Source organism: Aedoeadaptatus ivorii, assembly GCF_900638585.1.
Lineage (GTDB): Bacteria > Bacillota > Clostridia > Tissierellales > Peptoniphilaceae > Aedoeadaptatus > Aedoeadaptatus ivorii.
Window position 1 is genome coordinate 716,771 of record NZ_LR134523.1, and the last position, 24,711, is coordinate 741,481.

28 protein-coding genes are annotated in these 24,711 nt (G+C 53.5%); all 28 read left to right on the top strand.

Annotated features, from left to right (window positions below; translation table 11 throughout):
- The first annotated feature begins 41 nt into the window (after window positions 1-41).
- Window positions 42-878, top strand: a complete 837-nt coding sequence (locus tag EL294_RS03600) for an HAD-IIB family hydrolase (RefSeq protein ID WP_126465318.1) — start codon at window positions 42-44, stop codon at window positions 876-878.
- Entirely contained in the window at window positions 875-1,738 is an 864-nt protein-coding gene (gene ylqF / locus EL294_RS03605; RefSeq protein ID WP_126465320.1) for a ribosome biogenesis GTPase YlqF, read from the top strand. Before EL294_RS03600 ends, ylqF begins: the two co-directional genes overlap by 4 nt.
- Window positions 1,719-2,330: a ribonuclease HII gene (gene rnhB, locus EL294_RS03610; RefSeq protein WP_126465322.1), complete on the top strand. Its 612-nt coding sequence runs from the start codon at window positions 1,719-1,721 to the stop codon at window positions 2,328-2,330. The genes ylqF and rnhB overlap by 20 nt, the downstream gene beginning before the upstream one ends.
- A gap of 83 nt (window positions 2,331-2,413) precedes the next feature.
- Window positions 2,414-2,788, top strand: coding sequence for an Asp23/Gls24 family envelope stress response protein (locus EL294_RS03615; protein WP_126465324.1), 375 nt, complete (start codon window positions 2,414-2,416; stop codon window positions 2,786-2,788).
- The gene (gene nusB, locus EL294_RS03620) at window positions 2,788-3,294 is read left to right on the top strand and encodes a transcription antitermination factor NusB (RefSeq protein WP_126465326.1); all 507 of its coding nucleotides are present in this window, start codon (window positions 2,788-2,790) and stop codon (window positions 3,292-3,294) included. The genes EL294_RS03615 and nusB overlap by 1 nt, the downstream gene beginning before the upstream one ends.
- Window positions 3,291-4,622, top strand: coding sequence for an exodeoxyribonuclease VII large subunit (gene xseA, locus EL294_RS03625; protein WP_126465327.1), 1,332 nt, complete (start codon window positions 3,291-3,293; stop codon window positions 4,620-4,622). The genes nusB and xseA overlap by 4 nt, the downstream gene beginning before the upstream one ends.
- Window positions 4,612-4,818: an exodeoxyribonuclease VII small subunit gene (gene xseB, locus EL294_RS03630; protein WP_197721113.1), complete on the top strand. Its 207-nt coding sequence runs from the start codon at window positions 4,612-4,614 to the stop codon at window positions 4,816-4,818. The genes xseA and xseB overlap by 11 nt, the downstream gene beginning before the upstream one ends.
- Window positions 4,815-5,591, top strand: coding sequence for a polyprenyl synthetase family protein (locus tag EL294_RS03635; protein WP_126465331.1), 777 nt, complete (start codon window positions 4,815-4,817; stop codon window positions 5,589-5,591). The genes xseB and EL294_RS03635 overlap by 4 nt, the downstream gene beginning before the upstream one ends.
- A gap of 4 nt (window positions 5,592-5,595) precedes the next feature.
- Window positions 5,596-6,390 (top strand): TlyA family RNA methyltransferase, encoded by a 795-nt coding sequence (locus tag EL294_RS03640; RefSeq protein ID WP_126465333.1) that lies wholly within the window; start codon window positions 5,596-5,598, stop codon window positions 6,388-6,390.
- A complete protein-coding gene (gene recN, locus EL294_RS03645; RefSeq protein ID WP_126465335.1) occupies window positions 6,390-8,057 on the top strand; it encodes a DNA repair protein RecN in 1,668 nt (555 codons plus the stop codon). Before EL294_RS03640 ends, recN begins: the two co-directional genes overlap by 1 nt.
- Complete coding sequence (locus EL294_RS03650) at window positions 8,054-8,605, top strand: NUDIX hydrolase (protein WP_126465337.1); 552 nt, start codon at window positions 8,054-8,056, stop codon at window positions 8,603-8,605. The genes recN and EL294_RS03650 overlap by 4 nt, the downstream gene beginning before the upstream one ends.
- Window positions 8,589-9,386, top strand: a complete 798-nt coding sequence (locus EL294_RS03655) for a purine-nucleoside phosphorylase (RefSeq protein WP_126465340.1) — start codon at window positions 8,589-8,591, stop codon at window positions 9,384-9,386. The genes EL294_RS03650 and EL294_RS03655 overlap by 17 nt, the downstream gene beginning before the upstream one ends.
- Window positions 9,387-10,697: a thymidine phosphorylase gene (locus EL294_RS03660; protein ID WP_126465342.1), complete on the top strand. Its 1,311-nt coding sequence runs from the start codon at window positions 9,387-9,389 to the stop codon at window positions 10,695-10,697.
- Entirely contained in the window at window positions 10,687-11,307 is a 621-nt protein-coding gene (locus tag EL294_RS03665) for a site-2 protease family protein (protein WP_126465344.1), read from the top strand. The genes EL294_RS03660 and EL294_RS03665 overlap by 11 nt, the downstream gene beginning before the upstream one ends.
- Window positions 11,291-12,028: a segregation and condensation protein A gene (locus EL294_RS03670; protein WP_164715209.1), complete on the top strand. Its 738-nt coding sequence runs from the start codon at window positions 11,291-11,293 to the stop codon at window positions 12,026-12,028. The genes EL294_RS03665 and EL294_RS03670 overlap by 17 nt, the downstream gene beginning before the upstream one ends.
- Window positions 12,018-12,545, top strand: coding sequence for an SMC-Scp complex subunit ScpB (gene scpB / locus EL294_RS03675; protein WP_126465348.1), 528 nt, complete (start codon window positions 12,018-12,020; stop codon window positions 12,543-12,545). Before EL294_RS03670 ends, scpB begins: the two co-directional genes overlap by 11 nt.
- Window positions 12,542-13,252 (top strand): pseudouridine synthase, encoded by a 711-nt coding sequence (locus EL294_RS03680; RefSeq protein WP_126465350.1) that lies wholly within the window; start codon window positions 12,542-12,544, stop codon window positions 13,250-13,252. Before scpB ends, EL294_RS03680 begins: the two co-directional genes overlap by 4 nt.
- Entirely contained in the window at window positions 13,243-13,800 is a 558-nt protein-coding gene (gene mnmM / locus EL294_RS03685; protein ID WP_126465352.1) for a tRNA 5-(aminomethyl)-2-thiouridylate-methyltransferase MnmM, read from the top strand. Before EL294_RS03680 ends, mnmM begins: the two co-directional genes overlap by 10 nt.
- Before the next feature lies 1 nt (window position 13,801).
- The gene (locus tag EL294_RS03690; protein ID WP_232006508.1) at window positions 13,802-15,013 is read left to right on the top strand and encodes a BaiN/RdsA family NAD(P)/FAD-dependent oxidoreductase; all 1,212 of its coding nucleotides are present in this window, start codon (window positions 13,802-13,804) and stop codon (window positions 15,011-15,013) included.
- On the top strand, window positions 15,014-15,670 hold the full coding sequence (gene cmk / locus EL294_RS03695) for a (d)CMP kinase (RefSeq protein ID WP_126465356.1): 657 nt from the start codon (window positions 15,014-15,016) through the stop codon (window positions 15,668-15,670).
- A complete protein-coding gene (locus EL294_RS03700; protein ID WP_126465357.1) occupies window positions 15,660-16,247 on the top strand; it encodes a lysophospholipid acyltransferase family protein in 588 nt (195 codons plus the stop codon). Before cmk ends, EL294_RS03700 begins: the two co-directional genes overlap by 11 nt.
- Window positions 16,228-18,300, top strand: coding sequence for a bifunctional 4-hydroxy-3-methylbut-2-enyl diphosphate reductase/30S ribosomal protein S1 (locus EL294_RS03705; RefSeq protein ID WP_126465358.1), 2,073 nt, complete (start codon window positions 16,228-16,230; stop codon window positions 18,298-18,300). The genes EL294_RS03700 and EL294_RS03705 overlap by 20 nt, the downstream gene beginning before the upstream one ends.
- 52 nt (window positions 18,301-18,352) lie before the next feature.
- Window positions 18,353-18,925 (top strand): DUF5317 family protein, encoded by a 573-nt coding sequence (locus EL294_RS03710; protein ID WP_126465359.1) that lies wholly within the window; start codon window positions 18,353-18,355, stop codon window positions 18,923-18,925.
- The gene (cdaA, locus tag EL294_RS03715) at window positions 18,909-19,700 is read left to right on the top strand and encodes a diadenylate cyclase CdaA (protein WP_126465360.1); all 792 of its coding nucleotides are present in this window, start codon (window positions 18,909-18,911) and stop codon (window positions 19,698-19,700) included. The genes EL294_RS03710 and cdaA overlap by 17 nt, the downstream gene beginning before the upstream one ends.
- Before the next feature lie 2 nt (window positions 19,701-19,702).
- Complete coding sequence (locus tag EL294_RS03720; protein ID WP_126465361.1) at window positions 19,703-20,902, top strand: CdaR family protein; 1,200 nt, start codon at window positions 19,703-19,705, stop codon at window positions 20,900-20,902.
- A gap of 70 nt (window positions 20,903-20,972) precedes the next feature.
- Window positions 20,973-22,430 (top strand): IMP dehydrogenase, encoded by a 1,458-nt coding sequence (gene guaB, locus EL294_RS03725; protein WP_126465362.1) that lies wholly within the window; start codon window positions 20,973-20,975, stop codon window positions 22,428-22,430.
- 85 nt (window positions 22,431-22,515) lie between these two features.
- Window positions 22,516-23,034, top strand: coding sequence for a 5-(carboxyamino)imidazole ribonucleotide mutase (gene purE / locus EL294_RS03730; RefSeq protein ID WP_269471184.1), 519 nt, complete (start codon window positions 22,516-22,518; stop codon window positions 23,032-23,034).
- 1 nt (window position 23,035) lies between these two features.
- Window positions 23,036-24,703 (top strand): formate--tetrahydrofolate ligase, encoded by a 1,668-nt coding sequence (locus EL294_RS03735; protein ID WP_126466308.1) that lies wholly within the window; start codon window positions 23,036-23,038, stop codon window positions 24,701-24,703.
- The last annotated feature ends 8 nt before the right edge of the window (window positions 24,704-24,711 follow it).

Genomic DNA, 24,711 nt, shown 5'->3' on the forward strand with positions numbered 1-24,711 from the left:
ATCGAGCGACTCTAGCAGTCGCTCATTTTTTCGAGGAGAATATGATTCGATTAATTGCTTTGGATTTCGACGGAACTGTGGCGGGCAGGGGCCAAAAATTTGACGCCACCATGGAAAACTACATCCGAAGATGGTTGCAACAGGGCATCGGCACGGTAATTTGCAGCGGCAGACCGTATCGTTCCCTAAAGCGGGAACTCGAGCCCTTACAGCTGAACATTCCCATCATCTCCAATAACGGCAATCTGATTCGCTATAAGGATTCCGAGGAGACGGTTTATAAACACGTATTCCCGAGGGCGCTCGCGAAGACCGTGATCGAAGAGATGGAGAAAGTGAACATCCATCCCATCCTTCACGTGGACCGCTACGACGACGGCTACGATCTCGTAACCCTGCACGATATGACCGAACGGGAATCCATCTATGTCCAGATGTACGAAAATCTATATCGCAGAATGGAACCGGAGGAGGCGGCGAAAGAAGATATCCTCGCCATTGCGGGCTTTACTACCCCCGCGGATTACTATCGTCTGATTGAAGTCGATGCCATCAAAAATAGCGGCCTGATCAGCCATCTCCTAAAGAGTTACGATCCCAAACTGTCGCTGTTTGAGTGCATCGGCATCAGCACCAATAAGTGGCGGGGTCTGTCTTCGTATGCGATTTATTCGGGCCTTACGCCGCAAAATATCCTCGCCGTCGGAGACGACACCAACGATATTGCCATGATTGAAGGGGCGGCCATCGGCATTGCCATGGATTCCGCACCCGATGCGGTCAAAGAGGCGGCCAATATGGTCTGCGATATACCGCCGGAAGAATACGGCGCATTTCGAAAAGTGGACGAAGTCCTTAGAAACAGGAGTCTATTATGAATATAAATTGGTATCCGGGCCATATGAAAAAGACCATCGAGTCCCTAAAGAAAATGAAGTCTATGGTCGATACCGCCGTGGTCTTACTGGATGCCCGCATTCCCGAGAGCAGCTACAATCCGCTCTTGGGTGAAATTCTCGGCGACTTGCCAACGGTCTATCTCTTAAATAAGTCGGACTTGGCGAATCCCTCGGCCACAGAGGCCTGGATTCGCCAAATCCGTTCGGAGGAAGGAAAGTGGGCGCTCGCCTGGACCGCGTCCAAAAAGCCCGCAATTGCCGATCTGACGGCGGCGCTGGAAAAGAGCGTATCCAAAATGCGCGCCAAGGAAGCGGCGAAGGGCATGCAAAAACGCAAAATCAAAGTGATGGTCACCGGCATTCCCAATGTGGGAAAATCCACCTTTATCAATCAAATCGCCGGCAAAAAATCCGCCGCCATCGGGAATCGTCCGGGCATCACCAAGAGCAATCAGTGGATTCGCCACAACCCGAATTTCGATATGTTGGATACCCCGGGGGTCTTATGGCCCAAATTGGATCCGCCCATACGCGGTCGGCATCTTGCCTTTACCGGCTCCATCAAAGAAGAGATCGTCGATACCGAGACGCTCGCCTTTGAACTGGTTAAAGAGGCGGTGGCGTCGTTTCCGGAACACTTGCGCGGCCGCTATGGGCTTTCTGAGGATCTTAGCGATCCCGTGGAGATTATGGACGCGGTGGGAAAGAAGCGCGGCGCCCTCTTGCGGGGCGGCTTGATCGATTATACAAAGGTCTCCCGGATTCTATTGGACGAGTTCCGCAACGGCGTCTGGGGACGAATCACACTGGAGCATGGCGATGACCGGTCTAGCTTATGATCTCAGCCGCCTCGAAGAAGGCTACGACTATATCGCGGGGGTAGACGAGGTCGGGCGCGGTTGTCTATTCGGCGATGTGGTGGCCGCCTGTGTCGTTATGCCGGCGGATGCTGCGATCGAAGGGATATCGGATTCCAAGAAGCTGTCTCCGAAGCGGCGCGCCGCACTGGAAGCAGAGATCCTTTCCGCGAATATCGCCTACGGCATCGGAAGGGAGAACGCGGATACCATCGATGCGATCAATATCAAACAGGCGACGCGACGCGCCATGAAAGAAGCGGTGGAAAATATGCTCGATGTCTTGGGGCGCGATCAGAAGGTCTTGTTTCTCGTCGACGCCGAGACCATCGACATGCCCTATCCGCAGACGGCGCTGATTCGCGGCGACAGTCTTTCCTATGCCGTCGCCGCGGCGTCGATCCTCGCCAAAGAATATCGAGATCGCCTATGCCTCGACTGGGATGCGAGTTTTCCCGGCTACGGCATTAAAAAACACAAGGGCTACGGGACAAAGTTCCACAGAGAGGCGATTCTATCGATGGGGCCGTCTGCGCTGCACCGAAAGAGCTTCTTAAAAAAATTGCTAAAATAGAGAGCACGGCTCTCTATTTTTATGGGAATCGTTCGATTTTTCCGCCCGCGCTTTATGGTATAATGATGCAATAGGAGGCAAATATGGTAGAAAAATATTTTGTTGACCCGGCGGGAAGCACCAATGTGAAGATCGCCGAGGATGTCATTACGAGGATTGCACAAGAGGCGGCCACCCGCGTCGACGGCGTATACAACAGCTTTACATCGACACGGGAAAATATCGGAGATCTTCTGAGCGGCAGAACCGTGGGCAAGACGAAAGTATTTGCCGATGAAGAGAAAAGCGCAGTGGATATTTCGATCGTCGTAGAATACGGAAAGAATGTCGTAGAAATCGCCGAAGAAGTACAGGATGCCGTTAAAGAAAGCCTGGAAAATATGACCGATCTGGATATTACGGCGGTCAATGTGCACGTACACGGCGTACGCATACGCCAAGAAGGAGAAACCGTCTGATGGCCGGTAACTTCACCGTCAGCAGAAGACTTGTGCGAATCGGTTTGGTACAGATATTCTTTGCCATGGAAAACCGGGGAGAATTTTCCGCCGACGTGGCGGAATATTTTTTCGCCGTGGAACGAGACGAAGAAGAAGCGGATCTCTTGTATTCCCTCTTGTTTTCAGAAAAAGCACAGCGCCTGCGCGATAAGAGCACGACGCTACCTTTTAACGAAGACGAAGTCGAATATATGCGCGAGGCGGTGGCGATCTATCTCGACCACAAGGACGAAATCGACGGGCGCATTGCCGAAAATCTCAGGGAATGGACGCTGTCCAGATTGGCGACGGTGGATCTTTCGATTTTGCGCGTCGCGGTATTCGAGATCCTCTACCAAGATGATATCGACCCGGCGATCTCGATCAACGAAGCCGTAAACATCGCAAAAATTTACAGCACCGAAGACAGCGCCCGATTTATCAACGGGATCTTGGGCTCCGTGGTACGAGAAGGCAAAGCATGAAACCCATCGGAGTCGGCGAACTGTTGGAGTACACCAAAAAACTCTACCAATCGGATTATATCCTCCGAAAGGTATGTGTGCGGGGAGAAGTGGCAGAGGTAACGACGGCGCATAGCGGCCATGTGTATTTCACCATAAAAGACCGCGACGCGCGCCTCAACTGTGTCCTTTTTCGAGACGATGCCGAACGGCTTTCTTCTCCCTTACAGACCGGATTCGATATCGAGGTGATCGGCAGGCTGGACATCTACGCGCCGGCAGGTCGATTGCAGTTTTTGGCGAAAGAGATCGAATTTTCGGGCGAGGGTGCGCTCTATAAATTGTTTTTACAACGTCGAGACCTTCTCGAGAGAGAAGGTCTATTTGATATGGATAAAAAGAAGCCGCTTCCCGAAAACATTCGGACCGTCGGCGTCGTCACGAGCACTGCCGGCGCAGCACAGCACGATTTTTTGGAGGTGGCGCGCAAGCGAAACCCCGCCGTTTCCGTCCTCCTTTCCCCGACACGCGTACAGGGAAAAGACGCCGGCGCGGAAATCGCCGCGGCGTTTTTGCGGCTCGACCAAAGGGATGATGTCGACGTTATCGTCCTTACGCGGGGCGGCGGTTCGATGGAAGATTTGTTCTGCTTTAACGACGAAGCGCTGATTCGCACCCTGGCACAGCGCGTGCACCCGGTGGTCTCGGCGGTGGGACACGAGGTAGACACGACACTCAGCGATTTTGTGGCAGATCTTCGGGCTGCGACGCCCACCCATGCCGCCGAGCTGATCGTAGAGGATCGGGATCTGATTCTTCAGCGGGCGCGGGCATATCTTTTGCGCATAGAGCGCCTGGCGGAGGGACGCATAGACCGAATGCGCGCGGAATCCGACGCTCTGCGCCACCGTCTGGAGCATATTGTCTCGCCCGCCGCCGTAGAAAACAAAAAGCTGCATATCGCGCGGCTGAAAGAGCGCATGACCGGCGAAGTGGCGTATGCGCTGGGTTTACGGCGCGAGGGCTTAAAAAACCTGAGACGCTCGCTGGATCCCCGTCGAATGGACCGCTACATAGCCGAAGAGCGAGGAGGCTTCTCGGCACATAGAAAGGCGCTGTCTGTCGCGCTCCGAAGCAGCTGCCTGCGAGAACGCAAGCATCTCGACCTGATGCAGACGCGGATCGGCGTCTTGGGCAGACAGAGGACCGGTCCGCGGGTGTATGTCGGCGGACGGGTGGCGGATTCGGCGGCGCAACTACGTCTCGGAGATCGCTTGACGATCGCGTTTAGAGACGGATCGGTCGCGGCGGAGATAACGGAAATCGAAAGGAATGACGATGAACTATAAAGAAAAATCGGATCGCCTGGCAACCATCGTAGAGACCATGGAAAACGAGGACCTCAGTTTGGAGGAAATGGTGCAGCTCTATGAGGAAGGGATAGCCCTATACCGCGCGCTGGACGAAGAGCTATCGAAACTGGAACAAAAGGTACGGATTCTGACCGAAGACGGACTCGAAGAAAAGGGGGAGGCGCTAGAATGAATTTCGACGAACGGCTGAAGTCCTATTACGCTTCGCTTCCGATTGCGGGCGAAGAATTGAAAGAGGCGATGCTATACTCCCTCTTCGGAGGCGGCAAGCGCGTGCGGCCGATGCTCTTTTTTACGGTGCTCGAGGATTTGGGATATATCGGCGCGGCCGATTTTTATTTTGCCGCCGCCATGGAATCGATCCACACCTATAGCCTGATCCACGACGATTTGCCCGCCATGGACGACGACGATTTTCGGCGGGGACGCCCGTCCAACCACCGGCAGTTTTCCGAGGCGATCGCGATTTTGGCGGGGGACGGCCTTTTGAACCAGGCGGCGGAACTCGCAGCCGAGGGCGCTTCGATCGAACCGCGGGGCGGCCTTCTGGCCATGCGGTATCTGTTTCGCGCAGCTGGCACCACGGGGATGGTGGACGGGCAAATTCTGGATATACGCATCGGCGCGTCTTCCGGCGACGAATTGATCTACCGCAAAAAAACCGGCGCGCTTCTGGGCGCCTGCTTTGCCATGGCGGGTGCCTTGGCCGAGCGCGAGGAGGCGTTTTGCGATAGGCTGTTTCACGTGGGAGAGACCTTGGGGCTCAGCTATCAATTTCAAGACGATCTCTTCGATTTGGAAGAAGACGGCGTAGAGGCGGATCGGTCCTATTTTACGGAAAAAGCGGAGCGATACACCGCCGATTGTTTAGAGACCTTGCGCACATTGGGCGCGTTTGCCCGAACGGAGGCGCTGATCGAGAAGATCTTGAATCGCAAGAGGTGAGAATATGAAAGAGCGAGCGGACGTACTCCTGCACAACAAAAACCTCGCGCCTTCCCGGGAAAAGGCGAAGAAAATGATTATGGCCGGCGAAGTCTTTATCGGAACGGAGCGCATCGAAAAGCCGGGCCAGATGATCGATGTATCGGAAGAGATTCGGGTGAAGGGCCACAGCTTAAAATACGTATCGCGCGGCGGCTTCAAGCTCGAAAAGATCATACAGATGCATCGCATCGATTTGAACGGAAAGGTGTGCATGGACATCGGCTCCTCGACCGGCGGCTTTACCGATTGCATGTTGCAAAACGGGGCAAAAAAGGTCTATGCGGTGGACGTGGGTTATAATCAGCTGGACTATCAACTGCGCACCGACCCGCGGGTCGTGGTGATGGAACGCACCAATATCCGCCATTTGCCGAAAGAAGCCGTTCCCGATGCCGTCGATTTTGTGAGCATCGACGTGTCTTTTATCTCGTTGGAACTGGTTTTGCCGCGTGCCGTGCTTTTCTTAAAAGAAGATGCCAAAATCGCCGCCTTGATCAAGCCGCAATTCGAGGCGGGGAAGGAAAAGGTCGGAAAAGGCGGCATTGTTACCGATCCGAAAGTACATCGCGAGGTATTGGAAAAAATCGTTCAATTGGTTTCTGACTGTGGTATGTATATAGAGAGTCTGACCCATTCACCGATTCAGGGTTCGTCGGGCAATACGGAGTTTTTAATGCTCCTATCCGCCGATCCGCGCGCCGAGACGGCGGCAGATATCGATTCGGTGATACGTGCATCTCGGGAGGAATTTCGCTGATGTTTCTGCGTCTTCAGATCGACAATTTTGCCATTATCGAACATTCCCGCATCGAATTTCAAGAAGGATTTTCGGTTCTTACCGGCGAGACGGGGGCGGGAAAGTCGATTATTATGGATGCCGTCGGCCTATTGCTCGGCGGCCGGGCACAAAAGCATATGATTCGAACGGGTGCCGATTCGGCTTCGATTCAGGGCGTTTTTTTTACGAAAAACGAGAAGGCGCTGAATTTTTTGCGTGCCTCGCATATTCCCTTCGAAGACGTCATTATCGTCGAGCGTACCCTTTACGAAGATCGCCCTTCGATCTCGGAGATCAACGGGAAAGTCGTCACCAATGCGGTCCTTCGGGAATTCGGTGCGACCATCGCCTTCTCTTCCTTTCAGGGCGAGACGGGACTACTGTTTAAGCCGCGCTACCAACTGGAAGTCCTGGACAAGTTCTGCGGCGGCGAGCAGGCCCGGGACCTGCGCCTTTTATCGGAGGTCTTGGCGAAGTTCAAAACGCTCGAAACATCGCTCAAGGAGGGAGAGAAGGACCCCGCGACGCTCGCACGCGAGAAAGATCTCTTGCGCTATCAAATCACCGAGATCTCGGATCTCGCTCTCGAAGAGAACGAAGACGAGGAATTGGAAGCGGAATTTCGCGCGCAGAGCAATAGTTCTTTGATCGCAGATTCTTTTGCCGAAATGCGCGCCTTGGCCTATGAAGACGGCGGCATTCGCGATCTGATGGATCGCTTTGGCGCAGGGCTGGAACGCGTGCGGGAATACGACGAGCGCTATGGCGACCTGCAAGGGGAATTCGACGATATCCGCTACGGCTTTCAGGACATCGCCGCCCGCGTCCGGGACGCCGAAGGCCAAGCGGAAGAGGATCCCGAGCGTCTGGAAGAACTCAGAAATCGGCTCGACGAGATCAACCGCGCCAAGCGCAAATACGGCAACTCCATCGAAGAGATATTCGCCTTTCTGGCACAGAGCAAAAAACGCATGCAAGAGCTCGACGCCTACGACGAATTGCGAGAAAATAGGATGAAAGAAGCCGAAGCCCTAAAAGAGGAAGCGGTAAAAATTTCGAAACAACTCCGCGCACGACGCTTAAAGATGGCAAAAGTGGTGGAGGCGCGGATGGAAGAAGAAATGGCCGATCTCGATATTCGCGGGGCAAAATTTCGGATCGATTTTTTCGAGACAGAGCTCTCGACTACGGGTCTGGACGGCATACGGTTTATGGCCGCCACCAACGAAGGCGAGTCCATGGAGCCGCTGGCGGATATCGCATCCGGCGGCGAAATGAGTCGGATTTTGTTGGCTTTTGTGGGTATTTTTACGGATATGGACGAAAGGGAAATCTTGATACTCGACGAGATCGACACCGGCATGAGCGGTAAGACCGCAAAAGTCGTGTCGAAAAAGATGGCCGAATTGGCGAAGAAACGACAGCTTATCGTCGTCAGTCACTTACCGCAGGTCGTGGCCGGTGCGGACAATCAATACCGCATCCGAAAAATTACAGAAGACGGCCGGACGGTTTCGGTCGTAGAGAGCTTGGATTATAAAGAACGCATTGGCGCCCTGGCGATGATGATCAGCGGCGAAGATACGATGCAGACTAGAGAAACGGCCCGCGAAATGATGGAAGCCCGTATAAAGGAGGAGCAATGATTTCCGAAGAACGAGTCATACGGACAGAAAAAATTTACGAAGGCAAAGTCGTAACCCTTCGGTGCAGTACGGTAGAATTGGAAGGGCAGCGTTACGGCAAGCGCGAGATCGTAGAGCACGCCGGCGGCGCCTGTATGGTGGCGCTCTGCGAAGACGAAAAGATCCCCTTCGTAAAACAGTACCGGATCGCCGTAAAAAAAGAATTGCTGGAATTGCCCGCGGGCTTGATCGGTCACAACGAAAACCCTATGGACGCGGCGATTCGCGAGCTTTCGGAAGAGACGGGCTTAATCGCCGACTCTGCGGAGTTTTTGCTGGAGGCCTACACCTCTCCCGGATTTACCAATGAAAAGATCCACATTTTTTACTGTGAAAATCCGAAGCAAGGTGAAATGCACCTAGACGAGACCGAAGACCTGGAAGTGGTATATCTGGATCTCGACGAAGCCATGCGAAAAATCAAATTGGGAGAGATTATAGACGCAAAAACCGTGATCGGCATCTGTTTTGTAAAGGAAATGAGAGAAAAACATGCAAAAAACGATTGAATATATCCGTTCGAAAACCGACACAAACCCGCAGATCGGGATAATTTTGGGAAGCGGTTTGGGGGATTTCGCCGATACGCTCGAGGATGCGGTCCGCATTCCCTATGGCGAGATTTCGGGCTTTACGGAATCGACGGTACAAGGGCATTCGGGCGAGTTGATTTTCGGCACCCTCTGTGGAAAAGAGATCGTCGCCATGAAAGGGCGCATTCACTTTTATGAGGGCGTCGATATCAAAGAGGTGGTGTTTCCCACCAAGATCCTATGCGAGCTCGGCGTGGAGGCGCTGATCGTTACCAATGCCGCCGGCGGGGTCAACGAAGACTTTTCCCCCGGCGACTTGATGATTATACGCGATCACATCAATTTTAACGGAATGAATCCGTTGATCGGCCCCAATGACGGCAAGGGCGAGCGCTTCCCCGATATGTCCTGCGCCTACGATACAAAACTTGCGGATTTGGTTGATACCATCGCGACGCGCGAAGGCATCGCCCATCAAAACGGGGTGTATCTCTATATGACCGGACCCAGTTACGAGACGCCGGCGGAAGTCCGCATGGCGCGCTTACTCGGCGCCGACGCCGTGGGCATGAGCACGGTGCCGGAAGTGATTATCGCCCGGCACAGAGGCGTACGGGTAATGGGGATTTCCTGCATCACCAATATGGCGGCGGGTATTTTGGATCAACCCTTGGAGCACGAAGAGGTGATCGAGGTATCTGCCCGGGTCGCAGACGATTTTAAGAAATTGGTAACCATGGCGATCGAGGAGTTATAAATGAGTATATTGGATGTAATTGAAAAGAAAAAACACGGCGTGCGCCTTACCGACGAAGAGATTCGAAAGACGATCGAAGACTATGTAGACGGCGCGGTCAAAGACTATCAGATGAGCGCGCTTTTGATGGCGATCTACTTTCAGGGAATGGACCGCCGCGAGACGTTTTCGCTGACCCGTTCCATGATCGACTCCGGCGATACGGTGGATCTAAACGCGATCGAAGGCCCCGTACTCGACAAGCACTCCACCGGCGGGGTAGGGGATACGACGACGTTGATTATCGGCCCGCTCCTTTCCGCCTACGGCCTGCCCTTCGGCAAGATGAGCGGCAGGGGGCTCGGCCATACCGGCGGGACGTTGGATAAGCTCGAGGCCATTCCCGGGTTTTCGGTGAATCTTTCCGTCGAAGGCATTATCGAAGCCACCAACACAGCGGGCATCGCCGTGGCAGGGCAGACGGCGAATATCACCCCGGCGGACAAGAAGCTCTATGCCCTGCGCGATGCGACGGGCACGGTCGATGCAATCCCTCTTATCGCATCGAGCATTATGAGTAAGAAGCTCGCGATCCTCGGTGACTGCCTGCTTTTGGACGTCAAGGTTGGCGACGGCGCCTTTATGAAGGACGAAAAAGAGGCGCATGCCCTCGCCGATGTACTCGTAGATATCGGCGAGAACTTCGGCCGAAAGACCATCGCCGTACTCACGCGCATGGAAGAGCCCTTGGGCCGTGCCGTAGGAAACGGCATCGAAATCCGAGAAGCCATAGAGACCTTGCGGGGCGAAGGGCCAGAAGATCTAACAGAGCTTTGCCTGCATCTCGCCACCAAACTGATTCTCCTCGCCGAAGGCGGAGAAGAGGCGAAGATCCGTGCACGGCTCGAAAGCCTGCTGCACGACGGCACGGCGCTTCAAAAATTCCGCGATTTCGTGGAAAATCAGGGAGGCGACGGCCGCGTGGTCGAAGATTTTTCGATCTTGCCCCGGGCCCAAGAAACGCTCGAGGTGGTATCGGACCGTGCGGGGTATATTCAGGCGCTTCCGGCCTCGGAAATCGGGATCCTCTCCCGGGATTTGGGCGCAGGCAGAATCACCATGGAAGATGCGCTGGATCTCGGAAGCGGCATATATCTTACGAAGAAGGTCGGCGATGCCGTACGAGAAGGCGATGTGCTCGCCGTCTTATACGGAAAGCCGGGCGTCGATATGAAGGCCATCGAACAGAGGTATTTGAAGACGGTGCGGATCGGCGAGGAGAAGTCGAAAGCGCTGCCTTTGATTATCGACGAGGTCGTATATGGACATTAGTGTTTGGATTTGGTCGATTCCCGCCCTCGTCATCGCCATCGTCGGCCACGAGGTGGGACACGGGTATGTGTCTTATCTCTTGGGAGATGAGACGGCAAAACGCGACGGCCGGTTGAGTCTGAACCCGCTCGATCACATCGACCCCATGGGCCTATTGTTTATGATCGTGTTTCGCTTCGGCTGGGCAAAGGCGGTCCCCATCAATCCTTCCCGATACAAAAACCGCAGACAGGGCATGATCCTGGTCTCTTTGGCGGGGGTCGGCGTAAACTTTGTCTTTGCCTTGATCAGTGCCGTATTTTTGTGGTGGACGTCCCGTGCGGGGTATGCGATCAGCAATTTCTTCTTCCATTCCCTGTGGTACAACACCATGCTCGGCGTATTCAATCTGGTGCCCCTCCCGCCCCTAGACGGATCCAAAGTTTTGGCGTCGCTTTTGCCGCGGGATATGGAATACGCCTTTTACCGCTACGAGCGATACTTCTATATTTTGCTCTTTGTCGGGGTCATCACTGGCGTGATCTCTCGCGTCATCGGGCCCATTATTTACGCCTTAATGGATGTATTTCTCCGCTTCGGGGAGAGTATCGGCAGTGTCTTTTTGTATTGAGTACGGCTCCTTTTCGGGGCCCATGGAAGTTTTGATCGAGCTGATTCGTAATCGCGAGATGAACATTTATGACATTCAAATCCATATTCTGGTCGACGATTTTATGGCGTATATCGACGGCATGGACGGCTTGGATATGGAGTCGGTCGCCGATTTTCTCGCCATGGCTAGCTATTTGCTTGCGATCAAAAGTCGCATGCTCCTTCCCAAGCGCGTCGCCCCGAACGAAGCGGAAGAGGAGGAAGAAGACCCGAGAAAAGAGCTGGCGGAGAGGATCGTGGAGTATCAGAAGGTAAAGGCACAGGCGGAAGTGCTCGGGCGAATGGCGGAGGCGGAAAGCGGTGCGATATACCGTAAGCAGGCGGACTTTTCGCGCTTCGATTCCAAGAATCTCTTAAAGGACGAAAGCAGCGACAAGCTGATGGTCGCGTATCGAGAAGTGATGCGCCGATTTCGGGTGCACGAACGCGCCCAAAACGCCCTGGAGAAGATTCCGGCGGCGGAGTATAGCTTTCGCCAGGCGCGCCATAAGATCGCCGAAGCGTTCCGAAAGTGGCAAGAACCGCGATTTTTCGATATGGTAGAAGATGCACAGTCGAGGATCGAAGTGGTGACAATTTTTCTGACGATGTTAGAATTGATCAAAAACCAAAAGATCGTATGCACGCAGGCGGGTCGCGACATTATTCTTATGCGAAAGGAGACAGAACATGCATCCTAAGGCGAGACTGGAGGCCTTGCTGTTCGCCTGGGGCGATCCTCTGACCGAAGGCGAGATGGCCGATGCGCTTTCTTTAAGAAAAGAGGAAGTTCGGTCCCTTCTCGGCGAATACGCGCGAGAGTTGGAAGCAGAAGAAAGCGGACTGCGTCTGGTTCGTACCGAAAATAGCTACCAGCTCTCCACAAAGCCGCAACTGTTTTCGGAGATCTCCGATTACGCGCAAAAGACGCGAGAAAAACACCTCACCAATGCGGCGCTCGAGACGCTTTCGATCGTCGCCTATCGCCAACCCGTCTTAAAGGCTGAGATCGAGGAGATTCGCGGCGTTCGCTGCGATCAGGTGCTGAAGAACTTGCAGGAGGCGGATCTGGTGCGGATACTGGGAAAGCGAGAGATCGTCGGCAGGCCCAATGTGTACGGCACCACCGAGTTTTTTCTGAAAAAATTCGGCCTCGAGAGTTTGGAAGATCTGCCGAAAGAAGGCACAGAAGAACAGAATTTCCTGGGGGAAGTATGAGATTACAGAAGTTTATGGCCTATGCCGGCGTGGACAGTCGCAGAAATTGCGAGGAAATCATCGCGGCGGGCAGGGTCAGCGTCAACGGAACGATTGTCGACACCCAAGGCCACCAAGTGGAGCCGGGCGATATTGTGCGGATAGACGGAAAGCGCATATTTTTGCCGAGTGCCCATACCTATGTGCTGCTCAACAAACCCCGCGGTGTGGTTTCGACCGTTAAGGACAACAAAGGAAGAAAGACCGTATTGGATATTGTAGAAGGATTCGGCAATGCGCGTTTGTATCCCGTCGGCCGCTTAGACATGGACTCCTCGGGATTGTTGCTCTTAACCGACGACGGCACCTTGACCCAGCGTCTTTTGCACCCGAAATACGGCATCAAAAAGACCTATTTGGTTACCGTGCGGGGAAAGATCGACGAAAAGACGGCGCATACCCTTTCTGCGGGCGTTACGCTTTCCGACGGACCGACCGCGCCGGCAGAATTCGTCATTTTGGAAGATCGTGGCGAAAAGACGCGGCTGAAGGTCACCATCTCCGAGGGAAGAAACCGCCAAATTCGCCGCATGTTTGAAGCGGTGGGTGCGGAAGTCGTCACCCTGGAGCGCACAGAATTCGGGCCCTTGCGTTTGGGGCGCTTGGGCAAGGGAGAATACCGGCCCTTAAAGCGGCATGAAGTGGAGAAGCTGAAAGCATGGCGCTAGTTCCTTCGGGCGCGGTGGCGTGGTCCCATTTTTTTCTCGAGACGTTTTTGCGACCCGAGCATATTGTGGCGGACCTTACCGCCGGAAACGGAAAAGATACCGTCTTTTGCGCGGCGCGGGCAAAAAAAGTCTTCGCCTTCGACATCCAAGAGCAGGCGCTCGAGAAAACCGCCGACAGATTGGAGAAGGCGGGGATTTTGAATGCGGAATTGATCTTGGATTCTCACGCGCAGATCGAGGCGCATTTGCAGATCGAAGATATCGATGTATTTGTCATGAATTTGGGGTATCTGCCTGGCGGCGACAAGGCGATCACCACGATGTGGAAAAGCACGAAGCGCGCCCTATCCGTCGTGACGAAAAAGATGAAGCCGAAGGCCATCATCAGTCTTTGCGTATACCCCGGACACGAAGAGGGGAAGAGAGAATACGAGGGAACCTACGCGTTTTTGCGCGGTCTTTCCCAACAGAAATTTCACATCAGCTGCGTGGGCTTTCCCAATCAGGCAAACGACCCGCCGCAGTGGATTTTGATCGAGAGGTATTAATGTGATCGTCGTCGTAGGAGCGGGTCCCGCTGGGATGATGGCCGCCATCGCCGCATCGGGCCGTGAACCGGTGCTCTTATTGGATCGAAATGAGAAGGTAGGAAAGAAGCTGTTTATTACGGGGAAAGGCCGTTGCAATCTGTGCAACGACTGTGCGGATGCGCTATTTTTTGAGCGATTGCACAGAAACGCGTCTTTTATGTATTCGTCGTATTACGGCTTTTCTACATATGCGCTACAGAGTTTTTTTACCGAAAGAAAGGTGCCGCTTAAAGTGGAAAGGGGCGAACGCGTTTTTCCCGTATCCGACAAATCGTCGGATATCATTCGCTGTCTAGAGCGGGAAATAGAGAAGCGCTCGGTGGAAGTACGGCTCCACTGTGCCGTCACAGATATACAGCCCGACGGCCCAAAATTTATCGTTCAGACCGAGCAAGGCGCAATCTCTGCCGATAAAGTGATCCTCGCCACCGGCGGCATGACCTATCCCAAGACGGGGTCCAGAGGCGACGGCTACGAATTTGCAAAAAAGCTCGGCCACAGTGTGATCGCCCCGTTGCCGGGCCTGGTGGGCCTGCGAACCGAACATGCCGATCGCGAATCGCTCACGGGTTTGTCGCTAAAAAACGTGCGGCTTTATGCCGAGGCGGAGGGGCGTATATTTGAAGAATTCGGGGAAATGCTGTTTACCCATTACGGCATCAGCGGGCCGATTGTCCTAAGCCTCTCGTCCAAAATCAACCGGTTGCCTGGGGTGCGTCTGTATTTTGATCTGAAACCGTCGCTTTCCGAGCAGACTTTAGATGCGCGCATACTCCGAGAGATCGCGGGGGCACCGAATAAGGAGGCGGCGACGCTCCTTGCCACCATGCTGCCCAAGGCGCTGGTGGATCCGATGCTTGCACATACCGGTATCGATCGCCACTTACCGTCGCATCAAATTACAAGAGAAATGCGCGCGCGGATCCTCCATTTCTTGAAGGCATATCCACTGGAATACCGCGGCCTATTCGATGCCGATACGGGGATCGTGACCACCGGGGGCGTAGAGGTACGGGAGGTCGATCCGTCGACAATGGAATCCAAACGCCACCGGGGATTGTATTTTGCCGGCGAGTTGTTGGATGTCGACGGCCCCACCGGCGGGTACAATCTACAGATCGCGTTTTCGACGGGCCATCTCGCGGGAACGAGCGCAGCACAGGAGGTATAAATGAAGATCAACATTGCCATAGACGGACCTTCGGGCGCGGGCAAAAGCGCCATCGCCAAGGCGCTGGCGGCGCGCCTGGGCTACGAATATATCGACACCGGATCGCTCTACCGCTCCATCGCCTATATCGCCGATCGGGCGCATACGACGGAGGATATCGAGGCACTGATCCAAGTCCTTGAGGAACACGAAATCGACTACCGCGCGGGAAGCGCGTACGTCGACGGACGCGCCGTCGGCGATGAGATTCGAACCGAGCGCATCTCATCGCTTACCTCCACGCTGTCGAAAGAGCCGGAAGTGCGCGCGTATCTGTTGGCGCTGCAGCGCCGTTTGGCGAATCGCGGCGGTACGGTTATGGAAGGCAGGGATATCGGAACGGTCGTGCTTCCGGATGCCGAACTCAAGTTCTTTTTGACGGCGACCGAAGAAGAACGCGCAAGACGCAGGTATCTGCAGCGCAAGGAATCGGGGGAATCGGTTTCTATGGAAAAAATTCGCGCGGACCTGCACAACAGAGATCTTCAAGATTCGGCGCGCGCCGTGGCGCCCTTGGTACAGGCGGAGGATGCGATTCTCGTCGATTCCACTTCGCTTTCGCCCGAAGAGGTCGTAGAGCGAATGGCGACCTATGCGGAGGATGCGGATGTTTTATAATTTCGTCAAATACGTCGTCGGCTTTTTTTTAAAGCTGATCTACCCCTATCGTGTAGAAAATTTTCCGAAACTGGAAGACGGAGCCTATATCGTCGTCGCGAACCATAAAAGCTATTTGGATCCCTTGATTCTATCGATCCTCTTTCCCCGGCAGATCCATTGGATGGCAAAGAGGGAACTGTTCGACAATCCGATTTTAAGGGCCATCTTAAACGGCGTCGGCGCAATTCCCGTCGACAGAGAAAACAACGACGCCAAGAGCGTCATGCGCGCCATGCGCATACTCAAAGAGGGAAATGTGCTGGGGATCTTTCCGGAGGGGACACGGGTAAAAGAGGCGAATTACGGCGCCGGAAAGAAAGGAACCGTGCTATTGGCTTCCCGCACCGGAACGGAAATCCTGCCGATCTATATCCGGGATGCGTACAAGCCCTTTCGCCGGCAGGTCTTTGTATTTCGCGATCCCGTGGTTTTCGAAAAAAAGAAATTGACCGACGAAGAATACGAACGCATGGGACGTGCCTTGTTGCACACCATCTACGAAGGAGGAAGTTATATTGGAAATCTTGCTGAGTGAGTCTTACGGTTTTTGCGGCGGCGTAAAGCGCGCTGTAAATCTCGCCTTTGAGACCGCTCGGGAATACGAGAATGTAAAGATCTTGGGCGAGCTGGTTCACAATGCCGCCGTCAACGAAAAACTACGCGACGCAGGGGTCGAGGAGATCGACACCGAGCGCTTGCCCGAAAATGCGACGGTGATCACCAGAAGCCACGGCATCCCGAAGGAACTGAAAGCGCAGCTCGTCGAAAGGGGAAACGAAGTGGTCGATACGACCTGTCCCTTTGTGGCGCGGATCTACCGCATAGCGGAAGATATACAAGAGTCGTCGATTCCGGTGGTCTTGGTGGGCGATCCCAATCATCCCGAGATTCAGGGCATCGTAAGTTACGGCGAAGAGATCTATGTCGTTACAAAGCCGGAAGAGGTGGATGCGCTGCCCCTCGAGGGAAAAAGTAAGATCGCGCTGATTTCTCAGACGACAAACCCCCGAAAAAACGTAGATATGGTGGAAGATCGCCTAAAAGGTGTTTTCACAGGCGAGATTTTAAGGTATAATACCATATGTGAAGCCACAAACGACCGCCAAAAGGCGTGTCGGAATTTGGCTAAAAATGTGGATTGTATGCTCGTTATAGGTGGTAAGAATAGTGCGAATACGATAAAGCTTGCAAAAATTGCGGCCGAACATTGTAAAAATGTCTATCACATTCAAACCATAAATCAACTCGATCTACGTCCATTTAAAAAATTTAATAAAATTGGTATTACCGCCGGGGCATCCACTCCGGATTCGGTAATCAAGGAGGCTGTTAGTAGAATGGATAACTTTAGCAGGGATGAAATGAACAATGAAATGATGGAGGCCATCGAGAACTCCTTTACGCGCGTACGTCGCGGCGAGATCGTCGATGGAGAAGTCCTCTACGTAACCGACAACGAAGTCATGGTCAACATCGGTTACCGTGCGGACGGCATTATCTCCAGAGATGAATTGTCCAACGATCCCAATGTGAAACCCGAAGAGCTCTTCCAACAAGGAGACGAAATTCAGGTTTATGTTATGAAAATGGACGATGGAGACGGTAATGTAGTTTTGTCCTATAAGCGTGTGGAAAACATGAAGGTATGGGACGAAATGGAAGAAAAATTCGAAAACGGTGAGATCGTTACGGCGCACGTTACCAACGTCGTCAAGGGCGGACTCACCTGCGAAGTCGACGGACTGAACGGTTTTATTCCCGCATCTCACGCATCGGTTCGCTTCCAAAGAGATCTCAGCAAGTATGTAGATCAGGATTTGGAATGCGAAATCATCGATTTCGACAAGGGCAGAAGAAAATTCGTCCTTTCCCGTAAAAACGTCGAAGCAAAGGAAATCGAAGAAAAGCGCAAGGAAGTTTACAGCACTTTGGAAGAAGGCGAATTTATCGAAGGTACCGTCCAAAGACTGACCAACTTCGGCGCATTCGTCGACGTCGGCGGCGTAGACGGTTTGATTCACATCTCCGAACTTTCCTGGAACCGCGTCAAGCACCCCAGCGACGTGGTCAGCCCCGGAGAAAAGGTAAAGGTTTTGGTCCTCAAGATCGACGAAGAGAAAAACCGCATTGCCTTGGGTCTGAAACAAACCACCAAAAAGCCCTGGGATGAGTTTATCGAAACCGTAAGCGTCGGCGACGACGTGAAGGGTACCGTCGTCAACATTCTCGACTTTGGCGCGTTCGTTCGACTCGAATCCGGCGTAGACGGTTTGCTGCACGTGTCTCAAATCTCCAGACAACACGTGGAAAAACCCTCCGACGTCTTGGAAATCGGACAAGAAATCGAAGTCCGCGTTACCGACATCAACTACGACGACAAGAAGATCTCCCTGTCTATGAAGGCATTGCAACCGGGTGGCGAAGACGAACCCGCAGGCGGCCAAAGACCCAAGAGAGATCAAAAGCCCCGTCGCAAAGACCGTCCGCAAGCGGAAAGTAAACCGGAAGAAGAAAACTTCTCCATGGCCATTGGAGATCTTATCAACTTCGACGAACTGGAAGCCTCGGAAGATCATAGCGAAGAATAATCTGGAACTGAGTGCGCTTTCTGTAGAGAGCGCATTTTTTTATAGGTGAAACATGATTTCTGAAGCAATTACACTCGCCGTCGTAGGCGGATTGCTATTGGCTTGGCGGAATCGGACCTTCTTGTCGCCGCCGGGTTTTCGAAATCTCGCCGTAGCTGCGGCGGGGGCGCTGTTGTTTTTGCTTTCTCTGTACGTCTTGCCCGGGTGGGGAATCACTCGAGAGACCTTCGGGTTTTTGCACGCATTGAGCCTTTTTGTGATGGCGGCGGGCTTTTTCTGGGGCAAGCATATGGGCTATAAGATCGTTGGTACGGGATTTCTCTTAAACGGGCTGATCATCCTTTTAAACGGCCATATGCCCGTAGAGAGGACGGCACTGATCGCTGCGAACGACGAGCGCGCCTTGGGCCTTTTGGAGGCGAATAAGGTGCTTACCCACGCACTCGCGGACGGCGCTACGCGCCTTTCGTTCTTAGACGACCGCATTCCGTTTGCATCGCCGATCACATCGCCGCGGGTGATCAGCATCGGCGACATCTGCATTGCGATCGGCCTGTTTATTCTCGTGTCCTCGGCCGTGACCTACATTTTCAGGAGGCAACATCGCCATGAAATGGATCGCTGAATCCTTTTCGATTTTACGAATTCAAGACATTATCGATATCGCCGTGGTGGCCATTATCGTCTATTGGCTCTTCAAGCTTCTCAGGGGCACGCGCGCGGAGCAGTTGAGTAAGGGGATTATCGTCCTCTTAATCCTCACAAAAGTAAGCGAAGTGCTCCAAATCTATACGATAAATTATCTGCTGAAAAATATGCTGACGCTGGGATTTTTGGGCCTGTTTATCGTATTCCAGCCGGAATTGCGCCGCGGATTGGAATTTATCGGAAGAAGCAGTTCTATCCGCAAGGGGTTTTTGTTCACAACCACTCGCGACCACTCATCGGTCGACGAGTTGGTGAGCGCCGTGGCTTCCCTTTCCAGGCAGAAGATCGGCGCGCTCTTGGTGATTGAACGGCAAACCGGGCTGAACGAAATCGTCGAGACCGGTACGCGCGTGTACGGAGAACTTACATCGGCGCTGTTGATCAATATTTTTATACCGAATACGCCGCTGCACGACGGAGCGGTGATTATTAAAGGGGATACCATCGTATCCGCCGCCTGTTTTTTGCCGCTTACCGAAGAAAAGGGGCTCAGCAAAGAACTGGGCACGCGGCACCGCGCCGCCATCGGCATCAGCGAAAAAAGCGACGCCTTCGCCATCGTCGTCAGCGAAGAGACGGGGTCGGTCTCGGTGGCCGAACACGGCACTTTGAGTCGGCATTTGGATATCGCCAATCTAGAGCAGCAGCTGAACAGTATCTATTATCCGAGCAAAACGGAAGTTGAGGAGTAGATATGCGCGAAAAATATCTGAATTTCATTACGAAATACCGAGATACGCTGACCAAAGTTCTCTCTGTCGTCATCGCGATATTATTGTGGTACTACGTCATTACCGAGGTAGATCCCAAGATCACCAAGGATTTTTCCGGCGTAGAGGTAGAGCTGCGCAATCAGTCGATTATGCGAGATGCCGGGCTGGAACTGTTGAAGGACGAAAAGTTTACCGTAGACGTACAGGTGATCGGCAACCGTAGTGCCATCGTCGACCTGCAGGAAGGGGATATCTCCGCCTATGTGGATTTGGGCGAAGTGGCGCCGGGTTCCCAACGCCTGCCCATTCATTTGCGCATCGCCGACGATACGGTCTCGGTAGAAAAGTCCAGTCCCAAGGCGATCAGCATCGCGGCCGACGAGATCATCTCGAAGGTGATGCCTGTCGAAATTACATCCACCGGCAAGCCCAAAGACGGCTATGTGCTGGAAAACATCACCGCCGGGCAAGAAGAGGTCAAGGTGAAGGGACCCAAGACCTATCTCGATAAGGTGCGGTTTATTCGCGGGTACGTGCCCTTAAACGGAGCCACCGAGTCGGTGCTCGCATCGGTGGATTTGGTCGCATTGGACCAAAACCGGAACCCCATACGGGGCCTGGAATTTGAACCCAAGAGCATTAGTTCCCAGGCGATCATTACCAAGGCGGTCACCGTGCCCATCGAAGTGCAGTACACCAATGCGGATGCGGCGGGATTTTCCGAAGAGCGGGCGATTCTTACGCCGCAGAACGTCACCATTTCCGGAGACGGCAATGTCATCGACAATGTCGGTTCAGTTCTTACCGAACCGGTCGATGTCAAAGAGCTGATGAATGTATACACCATGCCCGTAAATCTCCGGCTCCCCGAGGGGGTTCGCTTGGTAAATCCCGACGAAACCACCTTGCTGCGCTATATGAAAAAGGAGAGTGCGACCAAGTCGCTGGATATCTCGACGAAAGACATCGCCGGCGAGAAGGATTCCGGTATATCGCCCGCCGACTTCCGCATTCCCGAGACGATCAAGGTGGAAATCTACGGCGAGAAGAACTTGCTAGAAGCCATCCGCGACGAAGACATTCTTCTTACCGTCGGTGAAAACGGCCGCATTCGCGCCGAAGTTCCCAAAGACGTCGAAGTGATTAAGCTGACGCCGAAGCATGTACCTGCCGCCACTTGATCGGCGGGTTGGAGTTTGCTAGAATAAAGTTCTATCGTTGAGGAACGAAACTAACGCGAGGAGGATATTGATGAAATTTTTTGGAGAAGGCCTTACCTTCGACGACGTTCTGTTGATGCCCGGTTATTCCGAAGTATTGCCCAATGAGGTGGACCTCGGAACCCAGATCACGGAAAAAATTCACCTGAACATTCCGATTATGAGTGCGGGAATGGACACGGTTACCGAATCCCAAATGGCGATCGCCATGGCGCGAGAAGGCGGAATAGGGATTATTCACAAAAATATGTCCAAGGAAGCCCAGGCGAAGGAAGTCGATCGCGTAAAGCGTAGCGAACACGGCGTCATCACCGATCCCTTCTCCCTCTCCAAAGACCACCCCGTCAAAGATGCGACGGATCTGATGCGCCATTACCGCATCAGCGGCGTGCCCATCGTCACAAAAGACGGCATTTTGGAAGGGATCATTACCAATCGGGACATTCGGTTTGAAGACGATTTGGGGCAAAAGATCGCCGATGTCATGACGAGTGAAAATCTCATCACCGGTCGCGAGGGCATCACCATGGACGAAGCCCTGCAAGTTATGAAAAAATACAAAATCGAAAAATTGCCCTTAATCGACGACGATCACTATCTCAAGGGTCTGATCACGATTAAGGACATCGAAAAGGCGATCCAATATCCCAATTCCGCGAGGGACGAAGGCGGGCGTCTTTTGGTCGGGGCCGCCATCGGCGTTACCCAAGACGTCTACGAGCGGGTAGAAATCCTTCGCGCCGCCGGTGCGGACCTGTTCGTCATCGACACGGCGCATGGCCAATCCAAGGGCGTATTGGAAACCATTCGAAATATTAAAAAATCTTTCCCCGACCTCCAACTCGTCGCGGGCAATGTCGCCACCTATCGCGGAACCATCGATTTGATCGACGCCGGTGCGGATTGCGTAAAGGTGGGCATCGGGCCGGGATCGATCTGTACCACCCGCGTGGTAACCGGGATCGGCGTGCCTCAAGTTACGGCGATCTTAAACTGCTCCGAAGCGGGTCGCGAGCACAATATCCCCATTATCGGCGACGGCGGGATCAAATTCTCGGGCGATGTCACCAAAGCCATTGCCGCCGGCTCCGATGTGGTTATGATGGGCTCTCTTTTTGCAGGCACCGAAGAAAGTCCCGGCGAAGAGATCTATGTCGAAGGTCGTCGCTATAAGACCTATCGCGGTATGGGATCCCTCGGCGCCATGAGCAGCGGATCCAGCGACCGCTATTTCCAATCCGAGACCAAAAAATATGTGCCGGAAGGCGTAGAGGGCCGCGTTCCCTATAAGGGAAAAGTCGGCGAAGTCGTCTATCAACTGATCGGCGGCCTAAAATCCGGTATGGGATATGTGGGCGCAAAGAATATTCAGGAATTGAAGGACAATTCTCAATTTATCAAGATTACCCCGGCGACCTTGCAGGAAAATCATCCCCACAATATCACCATCACCCGCGAAAGCCCCAACTATATCAGCAGCCAATATTAAGCAGAAGTCCGACTTCGGTCGGATTTCTTTTTTTGCCGCGGCGACATTCTTTATCGTATTGACTTGTAAATACGAGATTGATACCATGTTAAAGAGAAAAAAGGAGGACAAAATGAGAGTTTCCATCGTAATGGGCAGTTATAGTGACAAGGAAGTGGCATTCGACGTGATCGAATTGCTGAAGGAATTCGAAATCGAATACGATGTCGTGGTCTACAGCGCACACAGAACGCCGCACGAAGTGGTAAATTATGTAAAAGACGCGGAAGAAAAGGGCGCGGAAGTGTTTATTTCCATCGCCGGAAAGGCCGCGCACCTGGGCGGCGTAATCGCATCGCATACCACCAAGCCGGTGATCGGGGTGCCGGTCAAGACCTCCATCGGCGGCGGCATCGATTCCCTCTTGTCTACCGTGCAAATGCCTTCGGGCGTGCCCGTGGCTTCGGTTGCGATCCAAGGGGGCAAGAATGCCGGCATTTTGGCTGCACAAATTCTTTCGGTGGGCGATCCCGCTATGACCGAACGATTGCTCCGCTACAAAGAAAAGCTACATGCGGACGTCGACGAAATGAACCGCAAATTAAAGGAGGACCTGCGTGGATAAAATGAAATCCGACGTAGAGATTGCAAAAGAAGCGCATCTTCGAAGAATCGAAGAAGTTGCCGATCGCCTCGGCATGACCGGGGACGATATCAAGCCATACGGCCGGTATATGGCCAAAATCGAGCGCGCGTATCTTCGGAAATTGAAGGACCGTAAAAAGGGAAAATTGATCCTCGTGACGGCGATCAACCCGACGCCGGCGGGGGAAGGGAAGACGACGACGAATATCGGTCTTTCTATGGCCCTCGAAAAGCTGGGAAAATCCGCGATTTGTACGCTGAGAGAGCCGAGCCTCGGACCGGTTTTCGGTATTAAGGGCGGCGCCGCCGGCGGCGGATATGCGCAGGTGCTCCCCATGGAAGACATCAATCTCCATTTTACCGGGGATTTTCACGCCATCACGAGCGCCAACAATCTGATCAGCGCGGCCATCGACAACCACATCCATCAGGGAAATGCCCTGGGGATCGATCCGAAAAATATCACATTTAAGCGGGTACTCGATATGAACGACCGGGCACTGCGCCAAGTGATCGTCGCCATGGGACCGAAGAAAAACGGCGTGATGCGCGAAGACGGCTTCGACATCACCGTCGCATCGGAAATTATGGCGATCCTATGCCTCTCTCGCGATTTGAAGGACTTCGAAGAGCGCGTGGGCCGCATGATCGTCGCCTATAGCTTCGACGATCGACCGGTCTATGTAAAGGATCTGGAGGTAGAGGGAGCGGTCACCATGTTGATGAAAGACGCCCTCCTTCCCAACCTGGTGCAGACCATCGAAAATACGCCGGCGATCATCCACGGCGGTCCCTTTGCCAATATCGCACACGGTTGCAACTCTATTATCGCCACCGACACCGCCCTTCGCCTCGCGGAATACACGGTGACAGAATCGGGATTCGGGGCGGATTTGGGTGCCGAAAAATTCTTGGATATCGCGGCCCCCATGGGCGAATTCGACCCCGACTGCGTGGTCTTGGTCGCCACCGTTCGCGCGCTGAAATACAATGGCGATGTCCCCGCGAAGGATTTAGGGACAGAAAACCTCGATGCGCTGCGAAGGGGATTTCCCAATCTCAAGAGACATATCGACAATATGAAGAAGTTCGGCATTCCGGTCGTCGTCGCCGTAAATCGATTCCCGACGGATACGGAGGCGGAAATCGCTTTATTGCGTGAAAGCATAGAAGAATTGGGTATAGAAGTATCACTGTCGGAAGTATTTGAAAACGGCTCGGCCGGTGCTATGGATCTGGCAGAAAAAGTTGTGGCGCTATGCGACGCGCCTTCGGCGTACACGCCGTTATACGATCGATTCGGCTCTATCGAAAGCAAAATCGAGACGATTTCGAAGGAAATCTACGGAGCCGCAGAGGTCGTATATTCGCAGGAAGCGCGGAAAATGATCGAACGGATCGAGGCGCTGGGCAGAAAAGACTTGCCCATCTGCATGGCAAAGACGCCGGCGTCGTTTACCGACGACCCCGCCCAATTGGGCGCGCCGAAAGGGTTTACGATTCATATTCGCGAGATTCGCATTTCCAACGGGGCCGATTTTATCGTCGCCTTGACCGGCGCGGTTATGACCATGCCGGGTCTGCCCAAGGTACCTGCAGCGAATCACATGCATATCGACGGTGAGGGGAATATCACCGGTCTGTCATAAGGAGGTTG